This is a genomic window from Halogeometricum sp. CBA1124 (assembly GCF_009741955.1).
GTDB lineage: Archaea > Halobacteriota > Halobacteria > Halobacteriales > Haloferacaceae > Halogeometricum > Halogeometricum rufum.
In genome coordinates this window covers 1-19,178 of the sequence record NZ_WPCD01000044.1, presented here as the reverse complement: position 1 = coordinate 19,178, position 19,178 = coordinate 1, and the positions used below count along the sequence as shown (strand labels likewise).

Sequence of the window (19,178 nt, the reverse complement as noted above, 5' to 3'; positions counted from 1 at the left end):
ACCGAGACGTGAACATCGCCGTCGCCAACGAACTCGCCCGCGTGGCGAACGACTACGGCATCAGTTCGCGCGACGCCATCGACCTGGCGAACGTCCACCCGCGCGTGGACGTTCACCGCAGGAATGATTCGGCACAGTCCATCAGTTCGCTTCCGATTCCCGTCCCTTGAGCTTGTTCGGTGACGGCGAGCAAACGGACGTATCCGGATCGCCCAAATGCTCCTCGTGGCATCACCCAGACGAACCCCACAATCTCCTCGTTTGCCTCCGCGACGAACAGTCCGTCGTCGTCGTCGAAATCAGAAGCTTCGACTTCGAAGTCGATCTCATACTCGGTCCATGGGTATGTTTCTTCGAGAACAGCATTTACGTCTTTGAGTTCGTCATGCGCGATGGGCCTCACAGTGATTGGTGCTGTCATCATTTCGCACAGGGTAGACGAGACAATCAAGTGTATCGATCTGGTCGAGAGACGTACCAGCCTCACCGGCCGGCAGTTCGTGCCGGGAGACGTGAGAGCGTCGGTGCGAGTCGATCCAATCGAACGAATTATGACCGTCTACAATGATTACCTCTCATGGTTGTCAACACCGGTCTCGATAGCGACGTGTCCATCGGCGCCAAGCCGGCGCCAAGAATCGCGGAGATAGGCTCGAAAGAGGGCTCTGTCGTCGTCGTCCCAGTCGGAAGCGTCGAACAGCATGGAGACCACCTCCCGGTTGCGACAGACTCGATACTCGCGTCGCTGTCGCCACGGCGAGCGCCGAAGACGTCGTCGACGAGATACCGATTCTCGTCTCGCCGCCAGTGTGGACAGGCTACTCACCGCACCATCTCCCGTTCGGGGGTACGGTGACCGGTGAATTCGACACGCTCAAGGATCTCTTAGAGGACATTTCCAGCTCACTCCTCGAGAACGGCTTCGACGCGCTGGTCCTCGTGAACGGCCACGGGGGGAACACAGCACTCGTTGACGCTTCGGTCACGACTGTCGGCCGTGCACATCCTGAAGCGGAGATACTGGGGCTTACTTACTTCGAACTCGCCAGTCCGTTCATCGATGACGTCAGAGAGAGCGATCCCGGCGGCATGGCGCACGGTGGCGAGTTCGAGACGTCACTCATGCTTCACCTCCGTCCGGAACTCGTTGAGGACGACAAGCCGGCTGATTACTGGGACGAGCAGTACGACCTCGGGCCAAAGGACCTCCTCGAAGGGGGCCCACTCTCCGTCTACCGCGCCTTCGATGAATACTCTGAGAGCGGAGCGATCGGTGATCCGAGTCTCGCGACCGCCGAGAAAGGAGCGGTCATCTTCGATGGACTCCGCGACGAACTGGCGTCGCTACTCACTGACGTTCACGACGCGAACGCCTGACGAAAAAGACGGTACCGAAGACATCGGGAACAGTCTTGATGTCCACCTACGGCGAGGGAGCGCTCGCGACAACTTCGATTTCGACGCGAATGGGGACAGGTAATTCGCATACTTCGACTGCGCTCCGCGCCGGATACGGTTTACTCATGTACTCGCCGTACACCTCGTTGACAGCGTCGTAGTCGTTCATGTCTGTGACGAATACGGTCGATTTGACCACATCGTCGAGTGAGACACCACCCGCTTGCAGTACGGCTTCGACGTTCTCCAGGGTTCTAGCAGTCTGCTCGCGGATGTCCTCGGAGACGATGTCGCCCGTGGCGGGGTCGATGGGCCCCTGCCCGGAGACGTAGATACGGTTACTGTCGCGGATGCCTTGCGAAAACGGGCCGATACTAGCGGGAGCATCGCTTGTGGAGAGTTCCTCCATGGGCGGTAGACGGCGCACCGTCTCGAAAAAGTACCGGACGAGGGTGAGAAATACCTCTCGGGGGTTGAGACCAGTATCAGCCGATGGTGCGGGTGATGTACGGTAGGATACGCCGGAGGTCACGACGTTCGACGACGTAATCCGCGAGATCGATGTCGGCCTCTGAGAGGCGGTCATCCGGGTCGAAGAGGATGGCCGCCCCGGCGACCTCGAACGCCTCGGTGTCCGAATGGGAGTCGCCGACGTAGACGACGTCCTCCAGTTCGACGCCGTGACGGTCGCAGATTTCCAGTAGCGCGTCGTCCTTGTCGGACGGCCCCACGCGAACGGTCGCGTCGACCGGGGTCCCGTCATCGTAGACGACTTTGTTCGAGACAACGAACGCGGGGTCATATGCTTCGACCCTCGACATCAGGTCTCGAAGCCCACTGCTGAGAACGCCGAATGGGAGATCGTACTTCGAGAGATACGTGAGGAGGTCGTCAGCGCCCGTCGTCAGTTTGACCGCAGCTGCGGCCTGTTCGATATGCGATCGGGTGACGTTGCGTTCGCGCCAGTCGGCGACGTTCTCCCGACACCACGCCTCGAAAGTGAGTTCTCCGTTCCAGTAGGCGTCGGTTCGTTCTCGCCCTGCCGCTTCGACTCCAAAGAGCCGATAGAGGAGACCCCAGCTACCGCGCTGTTCGGCGAGGGTCCCGTCGAAATCGAATACGACTAGTTCGACTTCGTCAGACGGCGGCTCATCGACCCATTCTTCTATCCGGTCTTCGAGGGAAGTTTCCTCGGTACAGCGGGTCTCGGAAGAAGTACGACTCTCTCCGTCTCCGTGGTCCGTGTGGTCAACCTCGTCTGGTTCGTTCTCTGTCATTGGGTGTTCCATCGAATTACGGGAGTGAGAGTTTTCCCATCACGACTGGTTCTTTCGACCCCGTCGCAGAGGGGACGTTGTTCGGGACACCGTCCAGTCGCGTGATCCCGAGCAGAGAGAACAGGGCTGCCTCCTTTTGATCGCCGTCAACACCTAATTTTGAGAGGCGGGCGACAGGGCTGTCGACAGCGTCGCGGAGCATCCTGAGGAGCGTCGGGTTGTACACGCCGCCACCGGAGACGTAAATCTCGTCGGGATACTGCGGTGCGAACCGCTCGTATGCGTCCGCGATCGACTGAGCAGTCAGCATGGTGGCGGTGGCGACGATGTCTTCGTCGTCTAGTCTGCGCTCTTTGCCACGTTCGACGAGTCGACGCGCGTAGTCGTGACCGAAGTACTCCCTTCCGGTCGATTTCGGCGGTTCCGCGTCGAAATACGGATCTTCCAACAGCGAGGCGACGAGATCGGTGTCGGCTTCTCCGGCCGCAGCGAGTTCTCCATCCACGTCGTACGTCCGTTCGCCGCTGGTGAGTTCCTCCACGACGGCGTCGACGACCATGTTCCCCGGTCCGGTATCGAACGCACGGATGTCGTCGCCGCTATCCGACGACGGGAGGAGCGTACAGTTACCGATACCGCCAATGTTCTGGACGGCGCGCGTGACGTCGTCGGCGGCGAAGAGGGCGCCGTCGAGGTACGGTGCGAGGGGTGCTCCGTGGCCCCCCGCGGCGATGTCTCGCATCCGGAAATCCGAGACGGTCGGCACGCCCGTCCGCGCTGCGAGGACGCAGCCGTCGCCGATCTGTAACGTTGAACGCGATCGGCGGTCCGTCCCGGGAACAGATTCGCTCTCGGGAACGTGCCAGACAGTCTGACCGTGGCTCGCGACGACGTCGATATCGGCCGCTGTGAGACCTGCCGCCTCCCACGCTCGCGAGGCGAGGTCGGCCATCTGCTCAGCGATGACCACGTTGAGTCGGCAGACTTCGTCGACTGTTCCGGTCTGGTCGTCACAGACGGTGACGAGTCGGTCGCGGACCTCGGAAGAGTACGGTTCGGTGACGAACGATTCGATCGTTAGGTCATAGCTGTACGGATCGTCTGGGTTTGATGGGCCACGTATGCGACAGCACGCGGCGTCGATACCGTCGAGCGACGTCCCGGACATGAGCCCAATAGCGTACCGGTCGTTCCGGTCGTCGTCGGGGGTTCCCGACATGGTTGCAGGTCGGTTCGTGCTTTCTGAGTCATCTGCTGTCTCTGGTGTCATAGTTGGTCTCTCTCGTTAGAACTCCATTCGCGGAACTGCGGCGGCGACCGCGTGGAACCGGGTTCGGAACGCCGCGAGTGGAGACGTTTCTTCGGTGGCAAACGGTCGGTTGGTTAGGAGGACGACAAACCGGCCTCGTACAGGATCGATCCAGAGCGAACAGCCGGTGAATCCAGTGTGCCCGAACGACGAGTCCGACCACTGGGGTGCGGGCGCTCCCTCGTGTGCCAGTCGCCAGCCCAGCCCATGCGGTCGATCTGCCTCGGAAATCTCGTCGCTCCGGCAGCGCTTGACTGTCGCCGGAGCGAGTAGTCGGCCGGCGGAGGCGTCGGCGCTCTCCGGCACACGTCCGTCGGTGAGGAGAGTCCGCGCAAACAGTGCTAACTCAGGTGCGGTGGCGAACAGTCCGGCGTTGCCGCCCTCGCCGTTCATCACCGCGCCGATGTAGTCGTGTATCTCGCCCCGGAGCGTTCGTTCGCGCCACCGGTAGTCTCGGGTGGCGGCGACGTCCTTCGCAGCGTCCAACGGTCCCATCGCCGAGTTAGTCATCCCGACCGGGTCGAATACGTGTTCGGCCGCGAGGTCGGTGAGCGAGGCGTCGGTAGCGCGGCGAAGCGCGTCGGCCAAGTGAACGAAATTGAGGTCGCTGTAGACGAACCACTCGTCCGGATCCGAAAGCAGTCCGAGATGACTCCGATACAGCGACTGCATCAACGACTCCCGGGAACCCCAGCCGAACGGGAACGACTTGTATGGCGGGAGCCCGGACGTGTGGGTCAGAAGGGTCTGCACCGGAATCGCTCCCCGCGGCGTTCCCGAGAGCGGCGGAACGTAACTGCCTAGTACGTCGCCGATATCGAACATCCCGCGTTCGAGCAACCGTAACGCGATGGTCGTCGTGACGATCGGTTTCGTCAGTGATGCGACATCGAACCGTGTCTCCTCGGTCACGGGAGCGGAGCCCGGGCCCGCTTCGGTGCCGACCGTGCGGACGGCGTGGTCGTCTCGGTCGCCGATAACAGCCGCTGCGCCGGTGAAAAGACCCGACTCGCGGCCGTCGACGAGTAATTCCGCCAGCGCGTCGGGGCCCATCATGGGGTCGACCGGCCCGATATGGGAGAGTGACGACGAGTCCACGGTACCGGTTGCTTTGGCGTCGTTCAACTCGGGCTGTTCCCCGTCTCCGCTGTGAGGGCCGTTATCGGTCATCTGTGGCTTCTTTAGACGCTGCGAGTTCGCTCGCGGTTCCCATGTGGACATCGGCATCTGCGTAGTGACACCGATGTCTGTGCGACGGACCGGCCATGTGCGTCGCCGGGACATCGCGTCCGCATCGGTCGGTGGCGACGGGACATCGCGGGTGGAACCGGCAACCCGACGGCGGGTCCACCGGGTCCGGCGGTTCGCCAGCCAGTGTGATTCGGTCGTGTGTCCGTTCACCGATAGCCGGCGCGGACGCGAGCAGCGACTGCGTGTACGGGTGTCGCGGCGCCTCGAACACGTCGTCGGTTGGGCCGGTCTCAATAAGTTCTCCGAGATACATGACGCTGACGCGGTCGGCGATGTACCGGACCGTTCGGAGGTCATGGCTGATGAACAGCATCGCGAGGTCAAACTCCTCTCGGAGGTCCTCCAACAGTTCGAGAATCTGCGCTTGGACGGTCACGTCGAGGGCGCTTGTCGGCTCGTCCGCGACGACCACAGAGGGATTGACGCTGAGTGCGCGAGCGATTTCGACGCGCTGGCGCTGCCCACCCGAGAGTTCATGCGCGTAGCGGTGGCGCGTGGCAGGGTCGAGCCCGACCCTGTCGAGCAGTTCCTCCACGCGACCGGTGCGACCCGCGCTATCGAGTGAGGTGTGGAGTTCGAGGGGGCGGTTGATTATTTCACCGACTCGTTTCCGCGGATTGAGCGACGACGACGGGTCCTGATGGATGAACTGTATCTCGCGCCGGTACGAGCGTAGCGACCGTTCGGACGTCGCCGTGATGTCCTCGCCACGGAAACGAATCGACCCGCCAGTCGGCTGTTCGAGCCTGACTAAAGTTCGCCCGAGCGTCGACTTCCCGCACCCGCTCTCGCCGACGAGGCCTAACGTTTCGTTCGCTCGGAGCGATAGCGAGACGCCGTCGACGCGCGGACGCTCGTGCCTCCGTCTGGGTCGAGAAGTGAGCCCATCAATCCGCTGCGCTTCTCGTAGTACTTCCGCAGGTCCTCGGCGACGAGGACGCCATCGTCGTCAACCGGACCGGTTCCGGGTTCGACGTTCGTGTCGGGCGCTGACAGGCCACTCATCGGGAATCACTTCCTTCGGGCGCAGCGGACGTCGAAACCTGACTGTCGGTGCCTTCTACCGTCGGTGATTCCACGGGCGCTGTCAGCGTCTCGTCGGCCCCGTACAGCACGCAATGCGCGACGTGGTCGTATGTCCGGTCAGAACGGCGCACGGGTGGGTCCCGAACGGGGTCGCCGGCGACGGCACCCCGTGACCGAACGGAGAGCGGACTGTCGTCGGGCCCGACTGGATACGCTGGCGGGAAGGCGTCGTAGCAGGCGTCGTTGACCGCCTCACACCTCGAGGCGAACGGACAGCCCGTCGGCTCTTCAGTGAACTTGGGTACCTGTCCGGGGAGCGGGTCGAGTTCCGTCCCCCCCTCGAGTCGTGGTACACTGCGGAGCAGCGCTTTCGTGTACGGGTGCTTGGGCGATTCGAACAGCGCCTCTGTTTCCGCGCGTTCGACGAGGTGCCCTGCGTACATCACGGCCACGCTGTCGCACACTTCCCGGACGACGCCCATGTCATGGGTGATGAACAGAATCGACGTGCCGAACGTCTCCTGTACCTCTGCGAGAAGGTCTAGAATCTGCGCCTCGATGGTCACGTCGAGGGCCGTCGTCGGCTCGTCTGCGATGAGCAGGTCCGGCTGACAGGAAATCGCCATCGCGATGAGTGCGCGCTGTTTCATCCCGCCGGAGAACTCGTGCGGATATTCAAGCGCACGCTGTTCGGGGAGCGGAATCCCTACCCGTTCGAACAGGTCCACAGTCTGTTCCCACGACTGTTCGTGCCGGATGGCCGAATCTTTCGACCGGAACAGATTTCCGAGAACCGACCGCTCCAACCACGAGACGCCTTCTCCGGCGGGCGGTCGATGCGTCCGAATCGTCTCGGACACTTGGTCTCCTGTCGAGAGGACCGGGTTGAGCGAAGAGCCGGGATCCTGGTAAATCATCGAGATGCGGTCGCCTCGCAGGTCACGCATTGCGTCGTCGTCGAGGGTGAGCAGGTCCTCGCCGTCGAACCGGACCGTCCCCGTGACCGACGCGGTGTCTTCGAGCATCTTGAGGACGCTCAGTGCGGTGACGGACTTTCCGCTCCCGCTTTCGCCGACGATACCGACGGTTTCGCCCCGTTCGACGCTGAGGTCGACGCCGTTGACGGCGTACACTTGTTCGTCGCTCCCGTCGAACCGGACAGAGAGGTCCGATACGTCGAGTAGCGGCGCTCGCGATTCGTCTGTCGTGTCTTCGATGTGGCGTTGACTCACGTCAGTTCCTCCCTTCAAGTTGACGTTCTTGGTGCGGGTCGAGCGCGTCGCGCAACGCGTCGCCGATGAAGTTGAAACTCAGCACGGTGAACATGATGGCGAGGCCGGGGGCGATAACCCACCACGGCGCCTGCTGCATGAACCCGCGGCTCTGAGAGAGCATTCGCCCCCACGAGGGGTTCGGCGGTGGCACGCCGAGCCCCAAGAACGAGAGCGCGCTCTCAACGAGGACGGCGACCGCGAGGCTGATCGTGGCCTGGACGATAATCGGTGCGACGATGTTCGGCAGTATCTCGCGGAAGATGATGCTCACGTCCGTGTCGCCGATAGCCCGGGCGGCCTGCACGAAGTCCTCCTCCTTGACCGAGAGGACGCTGCCGCGGGTGATGCGGGCGAATACGGGCCAGTAGACTAGCCCGATGGCGACGACGACGTTGAGCGTACTCTGTCCCATGACCGTGACGAGGACGAGCGCGAGTAGCAGTGCGGGGAACGAGAATACCATATCGGCGACGCGCATGATGCCCTCTCCGAGCCACCGCTCGTAGTAGCCCGCGATTGCGCCCAGTGGGACGCCGAGGCCCGCGGCGACACCCACACCGACGAAGGCGACGAGCAGCGAGACGCGGGCGCGACAACGACGCGCGTGAGTATGTCGCGTCCGTACCGGTCGGTACCGAATGGGTGGGCTAGCGACGGCGGCTGGAGCATCGCCGCGAGGTTCGTCGCCGTTGGATCGTACGGCGAGACGAGTGGACCGAGTAACGCCGCGACGACAATTGTGGACAGCCCGATGAGGCCCGCGATAGCGAGCTTATCGGCCAGGAGCGTCTGCACCAGTACGCGTTGGCGGGACGCCCGTGCCTGTCCGTCAGCTGTCTCTGACTGCGCCGCGTTCGCGTCGGAAGACGATGCGTTACTCATAACCGATCCGTGGATCTAGGTAGGCGTACACCATGTCCGTTGCAAAGTTGACTGTGGTGAATATGAACGCGGTCACCAAGAGGACACCTTGCAGGACGATGAAGTCCCGGTTGAGGACGGCCGAGAGCGTTAGCCGCCCCAGTCCCGAGATGGCGAATATCTGTTCGACGACGATAGTGCCACCGAGCAGATAGCCGACGTTGAGGCCGATGATTGTCACCGTCGGGATGAGCGCGTTCATGATTGCGTGCTTGTTCGTGACTAGTTCCCGGGCGAGGCCCTTGGCGTTCGCCACTTGGATGTACTGCTCGTTAAACACCTCGAGGAGGCTCGACCGCATCATGCGCATCACGATGGAAGCGAGCGCGGTTCCGAGGGTCATCCACGGCAGGATGAGGTGCTTGACGCCTTCGATCGGATGTTTCAGCGGATCGACGAACCCAGACACCGGAAGCAGGTTCAGATACCCGCCGAACATGAGGATGAGCAGGATTCCGAGGAAGAAGTTCGGAATCGAGATTCCCGTGAAGGCCAACCCTGTCGCCGCGTAGTCCAGCATCGAGTATCGGCGCGTCGCCGAAACGATGCCGGCGGGGATTCCGATGAGCACCGAAATGAGCGTCGCGCCGATGGCTAGCCACACGGTTTTAGGCAACCTCGTGAGAATCATCTCCGACACGGGCTTTCCGCTCTGTATCGATTCGCCGAAGTCGCCGCGAACGACACCCGAGACCCAGTCTAGATACTGGACGTGCAGCGGTTCATTGAGGTCGAGTCGATCACGAACCTGTTCGACCTGTTCCTCGGTGGCCTGCGTACCGAGCATCGTTCGCACTGGTCCGCCGCTCACGAGATGGATCATACTGAACGCGATAAGGCTCACCCCGATGAGAACCGGGACGTACTGCACGAACCGCTTCAACACGTACAGCTTCACCGATAATCACTCCTCTGGGGGAGTGCCAGTGACGAGCGTGAACTGTTCGGTCTCTCGTTCATAGGTTCACTCTTTGTAGACTGTTTCCAGTGCCGCTTGGTGCGTCGGGGCGAGCGTGTAGCCGCTGACAGAGTCTTTAAGCCCGGTCAACGATTCGCGGAAGTACAGATACGTCTGCGGCACCTCTTCGGAGATGATGCTCTCGACCTGACTGTATATCTCACCGCGCTTCGCGGGATCGGTCGTCGTTCGGCCCTCCTCGACTAAGCTGTCGACTTCGTCGTTCGAGTAGTGCCAGATGTTCCAGGGTCTCGGAGTGGTACTGCCGGTAGTACCATCCGTCGGGGTCGATGCGGCCCGACCAGGATCCGACCGACAGCTGGTAGTTTTTGTCGACCCACACCTCCTGTAACCACGTCGAGAAGTCCATGATCTCGACATCGACCTGCATTCCGAGCTGTGAGAGGTGGCTCTGGACGAGCGTCGCCGTGTCGGCGTACGTCGGGCCGGGTGTCCGCGAGGCTTTGATCGAGGTCTGGATGGACGCCGGATCGACGCCTGCCTCCTCGAACAGTGATTCCGCTTTTTCACGGCTGAAGTCTTGGACGTTGTCGTCGGTAATGCGGTCCTGCCACGTACTGGTCGGCGGGACGGGTGAGTGTGCAACCTCCCCGTTACCGAAGAGGACGCCCTGCACCAACTGCGGGCGGTTGATCGCGTGGCTGACGGCTCGCCGGACGCGTGGGTCGTCGAACGGCGGCTCTTCGGTGTTGAACCAGAACGACTGTTTCCACAGTCCCGATGTCGACTGCAAGTTCACCCCGTCGGCGTTCTCTATCTGCGAAACCTGCTGGAAGGGGACCCCGAACATCATGTCTGCGGATCCGCTCTGCAGTTGAGTTTGCCGAGTCGCCGCCTCGGGAATCACGTTGAACGTTGCGTCGTCGAGATACGGGAGGTCGTCGTCGTGGTAGTCGTCGAACTTCTCGAGGACGACCGTATCGTCCGTTTCCCAGTTCGACAGCGAGAACGGGCCGGTTCCAACTGGACTCTGTTTGAGGTCACGCTCCTCGCCCGCGCCCTCGGGGAGGATCGCCGCCGACTCGGCTAACCCGATGACGAACGGGGCGAACGGCTGCGAGAGTTCGAACACCACCGTGTACTCGTCTGGTGTCTCGATGCTGTCGACGAGTTCGAAGTTCGCCGCTCGGGGAGAGCCGAGGTCGGGATCAAGAATCCGCTCGATGGAGTATTTCACGTCCGCAGCGGTCAGTTCGCTCCCTGTGTGGAACGAGACGCCCTCCTTCAGCGAGACAGTGTAGGTAGTCTCGTCGTCTGATACCTGATAGTCCTTGGCGAGCAACGGCTCCACTTCGAGATTCTTGTTCAGCTCGAATAGCTCCTCGACGACGTTGTCGAGGACCATCTGCGCGACGTCGATTGTTGTCGTGTGTGGGTCGAGGTTCTGTGGGTCTCCCGGAGCTGCAATAGAGAGCGACCCACCGGGCATCGGGCTGCCCGAGTCAGTCTGGGCGTCCGTCTCGGCTTGACCGCCTTCGGTCTGGGACCTGTCGGTACCCGTTCCCGTTCCGGTCGAGGAATCACCTTCCTGCTGTGAACAGCCCGCTAACGCCGTCACACCCGCGCCTCCTCCCACCATCTTGAGAAGGCGCCGTCTGTTCCACTGATAGCTATCGTTACTGCTGTCCATATCCATCTATACCGATAAATGCATGTTATTTAAACTTTTTGTCACACGTTGACAGACATCGAGGGAAGCCGCTGGCGCGACGTGACCGCCGTCCCAGCAGCTCTGCTCGGCGGTCACATGGGCCGTAGCCCCGGTTGGCATCAGTAGAGCGTGTACGCTTCGTACTGGTCACGGTAGCTGTCGGTATCACCGCTCCACGATTCCACAATCCCGGTAGCAACGTCTACGGGGTCGACGGCGGGGTCGACGCCGTCGACCGTCTTACGGAGATATGCGCCGCCGGCAAGCTGATCGACGAAGTAGCCGCCGTTGAATTCGAGCCACGACGTCTCCGAGTACAACTGGAACGAGGAGACGAGCATCGTCAGGCCGATCTTGACCGGTTGGATTACCTCTCGGTCAAGGACGTGTATCTGGACGCCTTCGATGTCCCGGCGTTCGTGCTTCGAGAACATCGGTGTGAAGTAGGCGGGGCGGAATCCAACGCCGTCGAGTCCCTGTGCGTTCAGCGTGTCGGCCCAGCTGTCGGCATCAACCCACGGCGCGCCAATGAGTTCGAACGGCTTCGTCGTCCCTCGGCCCTCCGAGAGCGTGGTCCCCTCGAAGAGACACGCGCCCGGATACAGCGTCGCCGTCGTGAGCGTCGGCATGTTGGGCGAGGGCTGCACCCAAGGAAGCGACGTCTCATCGTACCAGACTGAGTGGTCCCAGCCGCCCATTTCGACCACATCCAGCTCCGCGCCGATGTCGAACTCGGTGTTGAGATACCGGGCGAGTTCGCCCGAGGTCAGTCGGTAGACGATGGGGAGGTCGTACCCCTTGAGGCCCGCTCGTCCGTACGAGTCGACCGTGTTACCGACCGGCGCGACCGGTGCGATGGGGTTCGGGCGGTCCAAGACGACAAGGCGCTTCTCAGCGCGGGCGACGCCCTCCAGTGCGTACGCCAACGTATACACGAGCGTGTAAAACCGACATCCGACATCCTGCATGTCATACACCAGTACGTCGACGTTCGAGAGGTCTTCGTGAATACGTGCCTTGCGTTCCCCGTAGAGGCTTTTGACCGGGAGGCCTGTCCGGCCGTCAACGTCCTCTTCGACGGCGACATCGGCCTGAACATTGCCGCGGATGCCGTGTTCTGGCGCGAAAAGCAGTTCGAGGTTGATGCGGTCGTGACCATCGAGCAGGTCGATTGTCGGCGTCAGATCGCTCGTCACCCCCGAGGGGTTAGTGATGAGCCCGAGACGTTCGCCGGCGAGCAAATCGGTCTGCTCGTCGATGAGCGTCTCTATCCCAAGGCGTACCATGACATTCGATATAGCCGAGCAGTAAATAAATGTACGCATCAAAACGTCGGAAGCAGTGCCGTCCGCGACCGATCCTTCCGGTCAGACCTCGCCGAGCCAATCGAAGTGTGCGTCGGTCATGAGCGCGTGGTTGTAGACGAACAGTTCTCCAGACGTCGCGTCTCGCAGGGTTGCAGTCGTCGCGTCGAACTGCTCCCTGTCGGGCGTAACTTCCGGGTCAAGCGTCATCGCGGCGTGGACTGGGCCGTCGAAGGCCCGACGAAGCGCCTCGACGCGGTCCCGCGTGGTTGCAACGTCGTCAGTGTAACATATTGCCGTGACTGAATCAAGTCCGGGAAGCCGAGAGAAGTCGATGCCCACGGGCATTCCGTCGGTCGGTTCGTGACCGAGTCCGTCGGCGACTAGATAATTGAGTGGAACGGTATCGCTGGCAGCCGCGAGTCGGTTAACGAGGTCACTGACGACGCTCGCACGGAACGAAATGAGATCATCGAGATGGTCGGACTCCGCGACCACCTGTCTGAAGGGAGGATGTGGATTTCGAGGCGTCGCGAGCGACTCCCTGCACAGCGTCTTGACCTCTTCCATTGCCGCCTCGAAATCGACGGGATACTCGGCGGCGGCTTGCCGGCACCCCCCACATCCGCACTGCGAGAGAAGGACACGTTCTGTCGCCGACGTAAGCGCGTGGTTCTTCGCGTGTCCGAACTCTCTCCCATGTCCGTGGAGGACATTGGGGAACCCGAGCGATTCCAGATCGATTCGAGAGACGCTTCGATTCACGAGTGACCGAACGATGGCTGCTAGATACGCCCTGACTTCGGGATTGGACGGACAGAGGGCGTGGTCGTGCGTATCTCCGAACGCACTCTGGACGCGGAACTGCGGGTTCGTGGTCCCGAGGCGAGTGCCGTGCATGCAGACCGTCCAGGCACCGACATCGATTCCTCGTGCCGCCGCTGCCTCCGCAACCGACCGGACGACGTCTAGTTCGCCGCCTACCTCGTTGCGAGGCGGGTCGATGGGCGTTCCGGCGAACGTCGACGGGTCTGGGTCGAAGCAACAACCCCCCGGGAACTGCTCGAACAACGGCCCCGTGGATAGGGGGTCGAGCGTCTGGACCGAGTGGTAATGGCTTGCAATCGAGACACCGTCAACACCCATTTCCGCCAGTCTATCGACGGTCTCTGCCATCCCGCGAGACTGAACCGTCCACGGATATGTGAAGACCTGCGTCATCCGTCGGTTCGATAACGCTGCACTTTCGCCTCGTCTACAGTCACGCCGAGGCCGGGTCCCTTCGGAACGGAGATTGCTCCGTCAACTACATCCAGCGGTGTCTTCAGGATGTCGTCCTCCCACGCGTAGTAGACGGTATCCGGTGCGAGGTTGATAGCTGGCGTCGCGGCGACCATCTGGAGAACCGCTGCGGTTTTCACCCCGAGGTCGAACCCGCAGTGGTGCGTGACCGACACCCCCTGGTTGCCGGCGATGGCGGCCTGCTCACGCGCTGCGAGGATACCTCCCGCGGGAACGAGGTCGATAGCGGCGACGTCGATGGCGTCTTCCCGAAGCAGGTGCGAGAGGTTGCGCTCGAAGTAGGTGTCCTCGTTGACGGCGATCGGGGTCCGAGTCCGAGAACGTAGTTTGCTGTACGTGCCGTACGTGTCGATTCGGCACGGTTGTTCGATGTACTGTAGGAAGATACCTGCGTCTTCGAGAGCCGCGACCGCGCGTATCGCCTCCTCGAACGTCCAGCCTTGATTCGGGTCGAGTCGGAACTCGAGTTCGCCGTCGGTCGCGGCGTCCATCGCTCGGATACGTTCGATGTCGGTCTGCCAGTCCGGCCCGGCTTTCGTCTTGAGCACATCGAAGCCCGCCTCGTTTGCGAAGGCGGCGTGCTCCCCCGACGCCTCCGGGTTGAGGATACCGAGACAGAACGCAACCTGGATGTTGTCCATCATCGCCCCACCGAGTAACTCGGCGACCGAAGCGTCTAACAGCTTCCCGTGCGCGTCCCACAGAGCCATCTCCACCGCCCCAAGGAAGGGCTGAATACGCGTGTACGGGAAGTAGAAGTCGTCGACGAGAGCCCTGATTTCACTCACCTCACGACCGAGGAGTTTGGGTGCGACCACGTCTTCGACGATGGCTTTTGACGCTGTCGGCGACTCCATCGCGACGAGCATCTCCCCCCAGCCCGTGACGCCGTCGTCGGTGTCAACTCGCACGAGCAGTCGGTCCCTCGACTCAACGGAGTCGTGGTTGCTTCGGTACGGTGCGAGGCCGTACTCTTCGTCCAGCGGTTTGACGTCCATCTGGACGGGGATGGCCTCGATGCTGCTGATAGCCATACTGATACCGCCTCGCTTCTACTATAAAATTCATTTCCCTTCACGACCCCCAATGTTATGTCATTCAGCCGGAGACAGTTACTCGGATGATTCAGTGGCAACGGATGCAACTCACAGATCCTGTGCTCTTCATACTTGTCTCGGCTATCTGGGGTGGGGGGTTTGTCGCCATCTCGTTCGGCCTCGACCTGTTTCCGCCAGTCCTCTATGCCGCTCTTCGATACGATATCGCGGCTGTCGTGGTCGGGGGATACGCCCTTATCACGACCGACGACTGGCGACCGGTCGGCATCCGAGACTGGCTCGCTGTCGGCGTTAGCGGAGTGTTCATCGTCGCAGTCGACAACACACTTCTGTTCCTCGGACAGCAATCGGTTACGAGCGCCGTCGCCTCCATCGTCGTCGCGCTGACGCCGATTCTCGCTGCGGGGTTCACGGGGGGGTTGCTCCCCGACGAGTCTGTATCCTCTCGACTCGTCGGTTCGCTCGCCCTCGGTATAGTTGGCGTCGCCGCGCTCGCCGCTCCGTCGTCGGCCGGTCTCCGCGGAACCAACTCTGTGGGAATTGCACTCGTGCTCGCCTCAGCGGCCAGCGTCGCGTTCGGAAGCGTCCTCGTCCGCCGTATCGACGGGGGCGTGTCTCCAGTTGGAATGACGGCTTGGTCTGCCATCGTCGGTGCGGTCTTGTTGCATCTCACGAGCGCGCTCTTGTTCGAGGAGACGCTTTCGAGGGTTGAATGGACGACCTCAGCTGTCGTCTCGCTCGCGTATCTCGGGATTTTCTCTAGCGGCGTCGGTCCGTTCATCTACTTCACGCTCCTCGATCGAGTCGGAGCCGTTCGGAGTAACTTTGTTTCCTACACGGTTCCGGTGTTTGCGGCAGTGTTCGGTTGGCTGGTGCTTCGAGAGCCACTGACCGGCGGAGCACTAACCGGATTCGCTTGCGTTCTCCTCGGGTTCGTCTTCCTAATGGGAAACCGGAGGGGAGACGCTCAGGAGTAGGTGAGCTTGAGTTCCACGATGTTCGTTACGTCGTGGAGTGCCTCGACGAGGGCTGAGTTGATGCGGTCCTCCGAGAGACGGCTCGTTGGGCCGGACATCCCGACCGAGCCGATGATACGACCATCCTCGGTACGGATGGGCACAGCGACCGAACTGGTGCCGGCGACCCGTTCCTCGCGGTCGAACGCGAGACTCTGTTCCCGTATCTCGGAGAGTTCTGTCGACAACTGTTCACGATCGGTGATCGTCTGTTCTGTGTACGTTGGGAGACCGTGCCGGTCAATTATCGTCTCGACTCGGTCGTTCGGCAGATAGGCGAGAACCGCCTTGCCTAGCGCAGAGGTGTGGAGGTGGACGTGCTTACCCGGGTCAATATCGAGGGGGACCGCGCCCGGTCCTTTCTCGGTGTGGAGTACGACACCCTTCCCTGCCTCTTCGATGAGGAGGCTCACTACTTCGCCTGTCTCCTCAGCGAGCTCGTTGACCTCAGGCTTCGTTACGGTGTACACCTTACGGATGCTTCTGGTGTACTCACCTAGTTCCAGGAACCGGAGACTGATACGGTATACGTCTCCTTCCTTGACGACGTAGCCCCGTTCCATCATCGTACTCAGGTGACTGTGGACGGTGCTGTTCGGAATATCGAGTTCCTCGGACAGCGTCGTCAACCGAGCCCCGTTGAGCTCTCTCAACGCCTCGATAATGTCGAGCGAGCGTTGGGTTGCTTGCACCGGGTTTTTCGCTTCGTAGCTCATCGGGGATGGAGGCTGTTTCGAGTCGAAGCAAAAATACTCTTCGCCTCTTCGAACAGAGGTCCGGCGACGGATCGTAGCGGCGTCAGGAACCTGGTTCGCCGAAACCAAAGTGTCGGTTTCAGTATCGCTGAAACCGAATACTGAGGGAGAACAACCGGTGTACTCTCTTAGCATTACGGAGTTAGAAGTGTAATGCCCATTCGGATTTGTCATTTTCGAGTTTTCTCCGTCTCTGTGGCTGCCGAGCGAATGTAGTCGTAGAATTCCGCCACAGCACTCTATGCGTGTGATTGACGTGGCTGCCTGTGACACGGTATTATTTACTCAAATTTCAGTGAAAATCAGCAAGTGGGAGAACAACAGATATGAACCCGTTTCCCATCGCTGAAGAGTCCTCTTTCTGTGTCCGTGCGACCGTAACGATTTCAGCGGTCTGTAAACATCACCAAGGAGTGTTGCGACGTTCTTGGAGGGTAAAAATCGGCTGTGCGTGGCTGTCCCTCGAAAAAGGCCCAATGAATCGCTGCCGTACTTCGGGACTAGGGCCGTCGATTCGAATCAGTATCTGGATAGCTGAAACCGACGGAAATGTGTCGTTTGGTCAGTCCCACTGAGAGGCGACGGGTTTCTCGTCGGCGTCGTACATACGGGATTCGAGTGACTGCGGAAGTCCGGCGGTCAGTCCGCCGTCGACGACAAGCGCGCTTCCGGTAACGTAGCTCGCTGCATCCGAAGCCAGAAACTGCGCCGCCGCGGCCACTTCTTCGGGCCGGCCGAACCGACCGAGCGGGTACTGGTCGTACCACGTTTGTCGCGTCTGGCTGTCCCATTCGGCCTTCCGCTTTTCCGATAGCGCTTCCGAGTCGATTGTACCAGGACAGATCACGTTCGAACGGACGCCGTGGCGGCCATATTGGGTCGCGATTAGCTTCGAAAGCCCGAGGATCCCGCTCTTCGCGGCGGTATACCCGGTGAGGCCAATTCCCGTGAGTCCGTTCACTGACGACATGTGGACCATCGACCCGCCGCCGGACTCGACCATGTGTGGAATCGCTTCGCGCGCACACAGAAAGTGGCTCTTGAGGTTCAGGTCGACGAGACGGTCCCACGCTTCCTCATTGAGGCGGTGGAGGTTATCGTCGCCGGTTGATGCGCCCGCGTTTGTGACGAGGATATCCAAACCACCGAATTGCTCTACTGTCGCGGTGACCAGCGTGGACACATCCTCAGCATCGGTGACGTCCGTCTCCACGAAGACGGCGTCCCCCTGTTCGGCCTCAACGATGTCGATCGTCTCCTCCCCACCTTCGCTGTCGACATCGGCGATTACGACACGTGCGCCACTTGTAGCGAAGCGTTTCACGATAGCGCGACCGATCCCGGCGCTCCCACCGGTGACAACTGCTACGGTATCCGTCATTGAGTATGGATCCATTAAAGGCAATGTTGAGGGAGCAGGTAAATATCTTAAGACAGACGCTCTTCTGTAGGAGATTGTTGATGGCGTTCAGCTGCTGCTCTGAAATCGAAGAGGGCAAGGACACCGCGCTAGCGGTGTCCGACACGAATGATTCCGCTCGATGTGTTTGGGTCGGAATCACTCGCAGCAGACCTGCTGGAACAGGTGCGCTGGCGTGACGGCGTCGAATGCCCTCGCTGCCGTTCTGACCGGACGGTCAAGAACGGCAGCTATGGGGCGTTTCAACGCTATCTCTGTAAGAATTGCGACCGCACGTTCAATGATAAGACGGGCACAATTTTCGCTCACTCAAAGGTTGCGCTCCGCAAATGGTTGTTCTCGATTTACGCGTTCTTACGGTTTAACACGAGTCTCCGCCAACTTCAGCGGGAGATCGGTGTTACCTACAAGACGATGCACCGTCGCGTCGAGCGCTTTACCAGAGCGCTCGACGCGCCTCAGCTCGACCTCGTTGGACCGGTCGAAATCGACGAAGTGTACGTCTCTGCCGGATTGAAAGGCCGCGAGCGCGACCAAGAGTCGCGCTCGCGTGGCCTCTCCACGCGTGGGCGTGGTTCATATGAGGGAGACAAACCACCCATCTTCACCATCGTTGACCGTGGAACGGGGCAGCGATACGTCGTCCCAGCGAAATCCGCTGATGAATCGACAGTGCGACTCCTCCTCGCTGACCACGAGGAGGAGTCGCTGACCGTCTACACCGACGGATTTCGGGCATACGACCCACTGGAGGACGACGACGAGTTCCACCGCGAATACGTCGTCCACGGTGACGGCGAGTACGCTGATGGAGATGTTCACGTCAACACCTGCGAGAGCCACGCGTCGCTGGCGCGACGGTGGCTCTCGCCGCATCGAGGCGTCTCGAAGGACAAGTTGACACAGTATCTCCGCGCCTTTCAGCTACGCAGCGAACTCTTCAGAAAACCCGGTCGAGAAGCACTCGAATATGCTGTCAAAGCGACTCTCTGAAATCAACAATCTGCTACACATGAGCGATAGTCGAAGTGTGTATTACTGGTGGTGAATCGGTGGGAAATCCAGCCGTAGCGTCGTCGGTGGGAATGTACGCTATTGTCCGCTTGACCCCCCGCCTAAAGGCGGGGGGTATGCGCTCGTAGCTCAATCATTTGGCCCGGTGCGCAAGTCAGGGGCTCGGCTACCTGACTCAAGGAGAGAGTCCCAGTCTTTAGGGCGGGCGTGAATCCGACCACTC

The 19,178-nt window shown here is 61.0% G+C and carries 18 protein-coding genes and 2 pseudogenes; 3 read left to right on the top strand and 17 right to left on the bottom strand.

The window, feature by feature from the left end:
* Nucleotides 1-112 precede the first annotated feature (112 nt).
* Nucleotides 113-421: a GNAT family N-acetyltransferase gene (locus GJ632_RS25835; protein ID WP_197427945.1), complete on the bottom strand. Its 309-nt coding sequence runs from the start codon at nucleotides 419-421 to the stop codon at nucleotides 113-115.
* Nucleotides 422-577: 156 nt separating this feature from the next.
* On the opposite strand from GJ632_RS25835, the pseudogene GJ632_RS08105 reads away from it, so the two are divergent.
* Nucleotides 578-1,377 (top strand): annotated as a pseudogene (locus GJ632_RS08105) (creatininase family protein).
* A gap of 46 nt (nucleotides 1,378-1,423) precedes the next feature.
* On the opposite strand, the gene GJ632_RS08100 reads toward GJ632_RS08105, so the two are convergent.
* The 14 genes and pseudogenes from GJ632_RS08100 to GJ632_RS08040 all read right to left on the bottom strand — a co-directional run bounded on the left by GJ632_RS08100 (nucleotide 1,424) and on the right by GJ632_RS08040 (nucleotide 14,726).
* Nucleotides 1,424-1,807, bottom strand: a complete 384-nt coding sequence (locus GJ632_RS08100; protein ID WP_191452640.1) for a Rid family detoxifying hydrolase — start codon at nucleotides 1,805-1,807, stop codon at nucleotides 1,424-1,426.
* Nucleotides 1,808-1,883: 76 nt separating this feature from the next.
* Nucleotides 1,884-2,675, bottom strand: coding sequence for an HAD family phosphatase (locus tag GJ632_RS08095; protein WP_197427944.1), 792 nt, complete (start codon nucleotides 2,673-2,675; stop codon nucleotides 1,884-1,886).
* Between the two features lie 16 nt (nucleotides 2,676-2,691).
* On the bottom strand, nucleotides 2,692-3,945 hold the full coding sequence (locus tag GJ632_RS08090; RefSeq protein ID WP_197427943.1) for an anhydro-N-acetylmuramic acid kinase: 1,254 nt from the start codon (nucleotides 3,943-3,945) through the stop codon (nucleotides 2,692-2,694).
* Nucleotides 3,946-3,960: 15 nt separating this feature from the next.
* Nucleotides 3,961-5,040, bottom strand: a complete 1,080-nt coding sequence (locus GJ632_RS08085) for a serine hydrolase (RefSeq protein ID WP_197427942.1) — start codon at nucleotides 5,038-5,040, stop codon at nucleotides 3,961-3,963.
* Between the two features lie 103 nt (nucleotides 5,041-5,143).
* A complete protein-coding gene (locus tag GJ632_RS25265) occupies nucleotides 5,144-6,127 on the bottom strand; it encodes an ABC transporter ATP-binding protein (protein WP_343161090.1) in 984 nt (327 codons plus the stop codon).
* Nucleotides 6,037-6,240, bottom strand: coding sequence for a hypothetical protein (locus GJ632_RS08075; protein ID WP_191452637.1), 204 nt, complete (start codon nucleotides 6,238-6,240; stop codon nucleotides 6,037-6,039). The genes GJ632_RS25265 and GJ632_RS08075 overlap by 91 nt, the downstream gene beginning before the upstream one ends.
* Nucleotides 6,237-7,493: an ABC transporter ATP-binding protein gene (locus tag GJ632_RS08070; RefSeq protein ID WP_197427941.1), complete on the bottom strand. Its 1,257-nt coding sequence runs from the start codon at nucleotides 7,491-7,493 to the stop codon at nucleotides 6,237-6,239. Before GJ632_RS08070 ends, GJ632_RS08075 begins: the two co-directional genes overlap by 4 nt.
* Before the next feature lies 1 nt (nucleotide 7,494).
* Nucleotides 7,495-8,091 (bottom strand): ABC transporter permease, encoded by a 597-nt coding sequence (locus tag GJ632_RS22025; protein WP_197427940.1) that lies wholly within the window; start codon nucleotides 8,089-8,091, stop codon nucleotides 7,495-7,497.
* A gap of 110 nt (nucleotides 8,092-8,201) precedes the next feature.
* Nucleotides 8,202-8,417, bottom strand: a pseudogene (locus GJ632_RS25830) (hypothetical protein); the annotation flags it as partial.
* The gene (locus tag GJ632_RS08060) at nucleotides 8,410-9,354 is read right to left on the bottom strand and encodes an ABC transporter permease (protein WP_197427939.1); all 945 of its coding nucleotides are present in this window, start codon (nucleotides 9,352-9,354) and stop codon (nucleotides 8,410-8,412) included. The pseudogene GJ632_RS25830 and the gene GJ632_RS08060, both read right to left, overlap by 8 nt.
* A 220-nt stretch (nucleotides 9,355-9,574) precedes the next feature.
* On the bottom strand, nucleotides 9,575-11,071 hold the full coding sequence (locus GJ632_RS08055) for an ABC transporter substrate-binding protein (protein WP_191452635.1): 1,497 nt from the start codon (nucleotides 11,069-11,071) through the stop codon (nucleotides 9,575-9,577).
* Nucleotides 11,072-11,205: 134 nt separating this feature from the next.
* Nucleotides 11,206-12,372 (bottom strand): exo-beta-N-acetylmuramidase NamZ domain-containing protein, encoded by a 1,167-nt coding sequence (locus GJ632_RS08050; RefSeq protein WP_191452634.1) that lies wholly within the window; start codon nucleotides 12,370-12,372, stop codon nucleotides 11,206-11,208.
* A gap of 81 nt (nucleotides 12,373-12,453) precedes the next feature.
* A complete protein-coding gene (locus GJ632_RS08045; RefSeq protein ID WP_191452633.1) occupies nucleotides 12,454-13,566 on the bottom strand; it encodes a hypothetical protein in 1,113 nt (370 codons plus the stop codon).
* Between the two features lie 41 nt (nucleotides 13,567-13,607).
* The gene (locus GJ632_RS08040) at nucleotides 13,608-14,726 is read right to left on the bottom strand and encodes a mandelate racemase/muconate lactonizing enzyme family protein (RefSeq protein WP_197427938.1); all 1,119 of its coding nucleotides are present in this window, start codon (nucleotides 14,724-14,726) and stop codon (nucleotides 13,608-13,610) included.
* 86 nt (nucleotides 14,727-14,812) lie between these two features.
* Between GJ632_RS08040 and GJ632_RS08035 the strand changes: the two genes are divergently transcribed.
* Complete coding sequence (locus tag GJ632_RS08035) at nucleotides 14,813-15,727, top strand: DMT family transporter (RefSeq protein WP_191452632.1); 915 nt, start codon at nucleotides 14,813-14,815, stop codon at nucleotides 15,725-15,727.
* Here GJ632_RS08035 and GJ632_RS08030 read toward each other — a convergent pair.
* Nucleotides 15,718-16,482: an IclR family transcriptional regulator gene (locus GJ632_RS08030; RefSeq protein ID WP_191452631.1), complete on the bottom strand. Its 765-nt coding sequence runs from the start codon at nucleotides 16,480-16,482 to the stop codon at nucleotides 15,718-15,720. The genes GJ632_RS08035 and GJ632_RS08030 overlap by 10 nt on opposite strands.
* A gap of 601 nt (nucleotides 16,483-17,083) precedes the next feature.
* Nucleotides 17,084-17,917 (bottom strand): SDR family NAD(P)-dependent oxidoreductase, encoded by an 834-nt coding sequence (locus tag GJ632_RS08025; RefSeq protein ID WP_191452630.1) that lies wholly within the window; start codon nucleotides 17,915-17,917, stop codon nucleotides 17,084-17,086.
* A gap of 132 nt (nucleotides 17,918-18,049) precedes the next feature.
* Here GJ632_RS08025 and GJ632_RS08020 point away from each other — a divergent pair, with 132 nt between their 5' ends.
* Entirely contained in the window at nucleotides 18,050-18,934 is an 885-nt protein-coding gene (locus GJ632_RS08020) for an IS1595 family transposase (RefSeq protein ID WP_191452629.1), read from the top strand.
* Nucleotides 18,935-19,178: the final 244 nt, after the last annotated feature.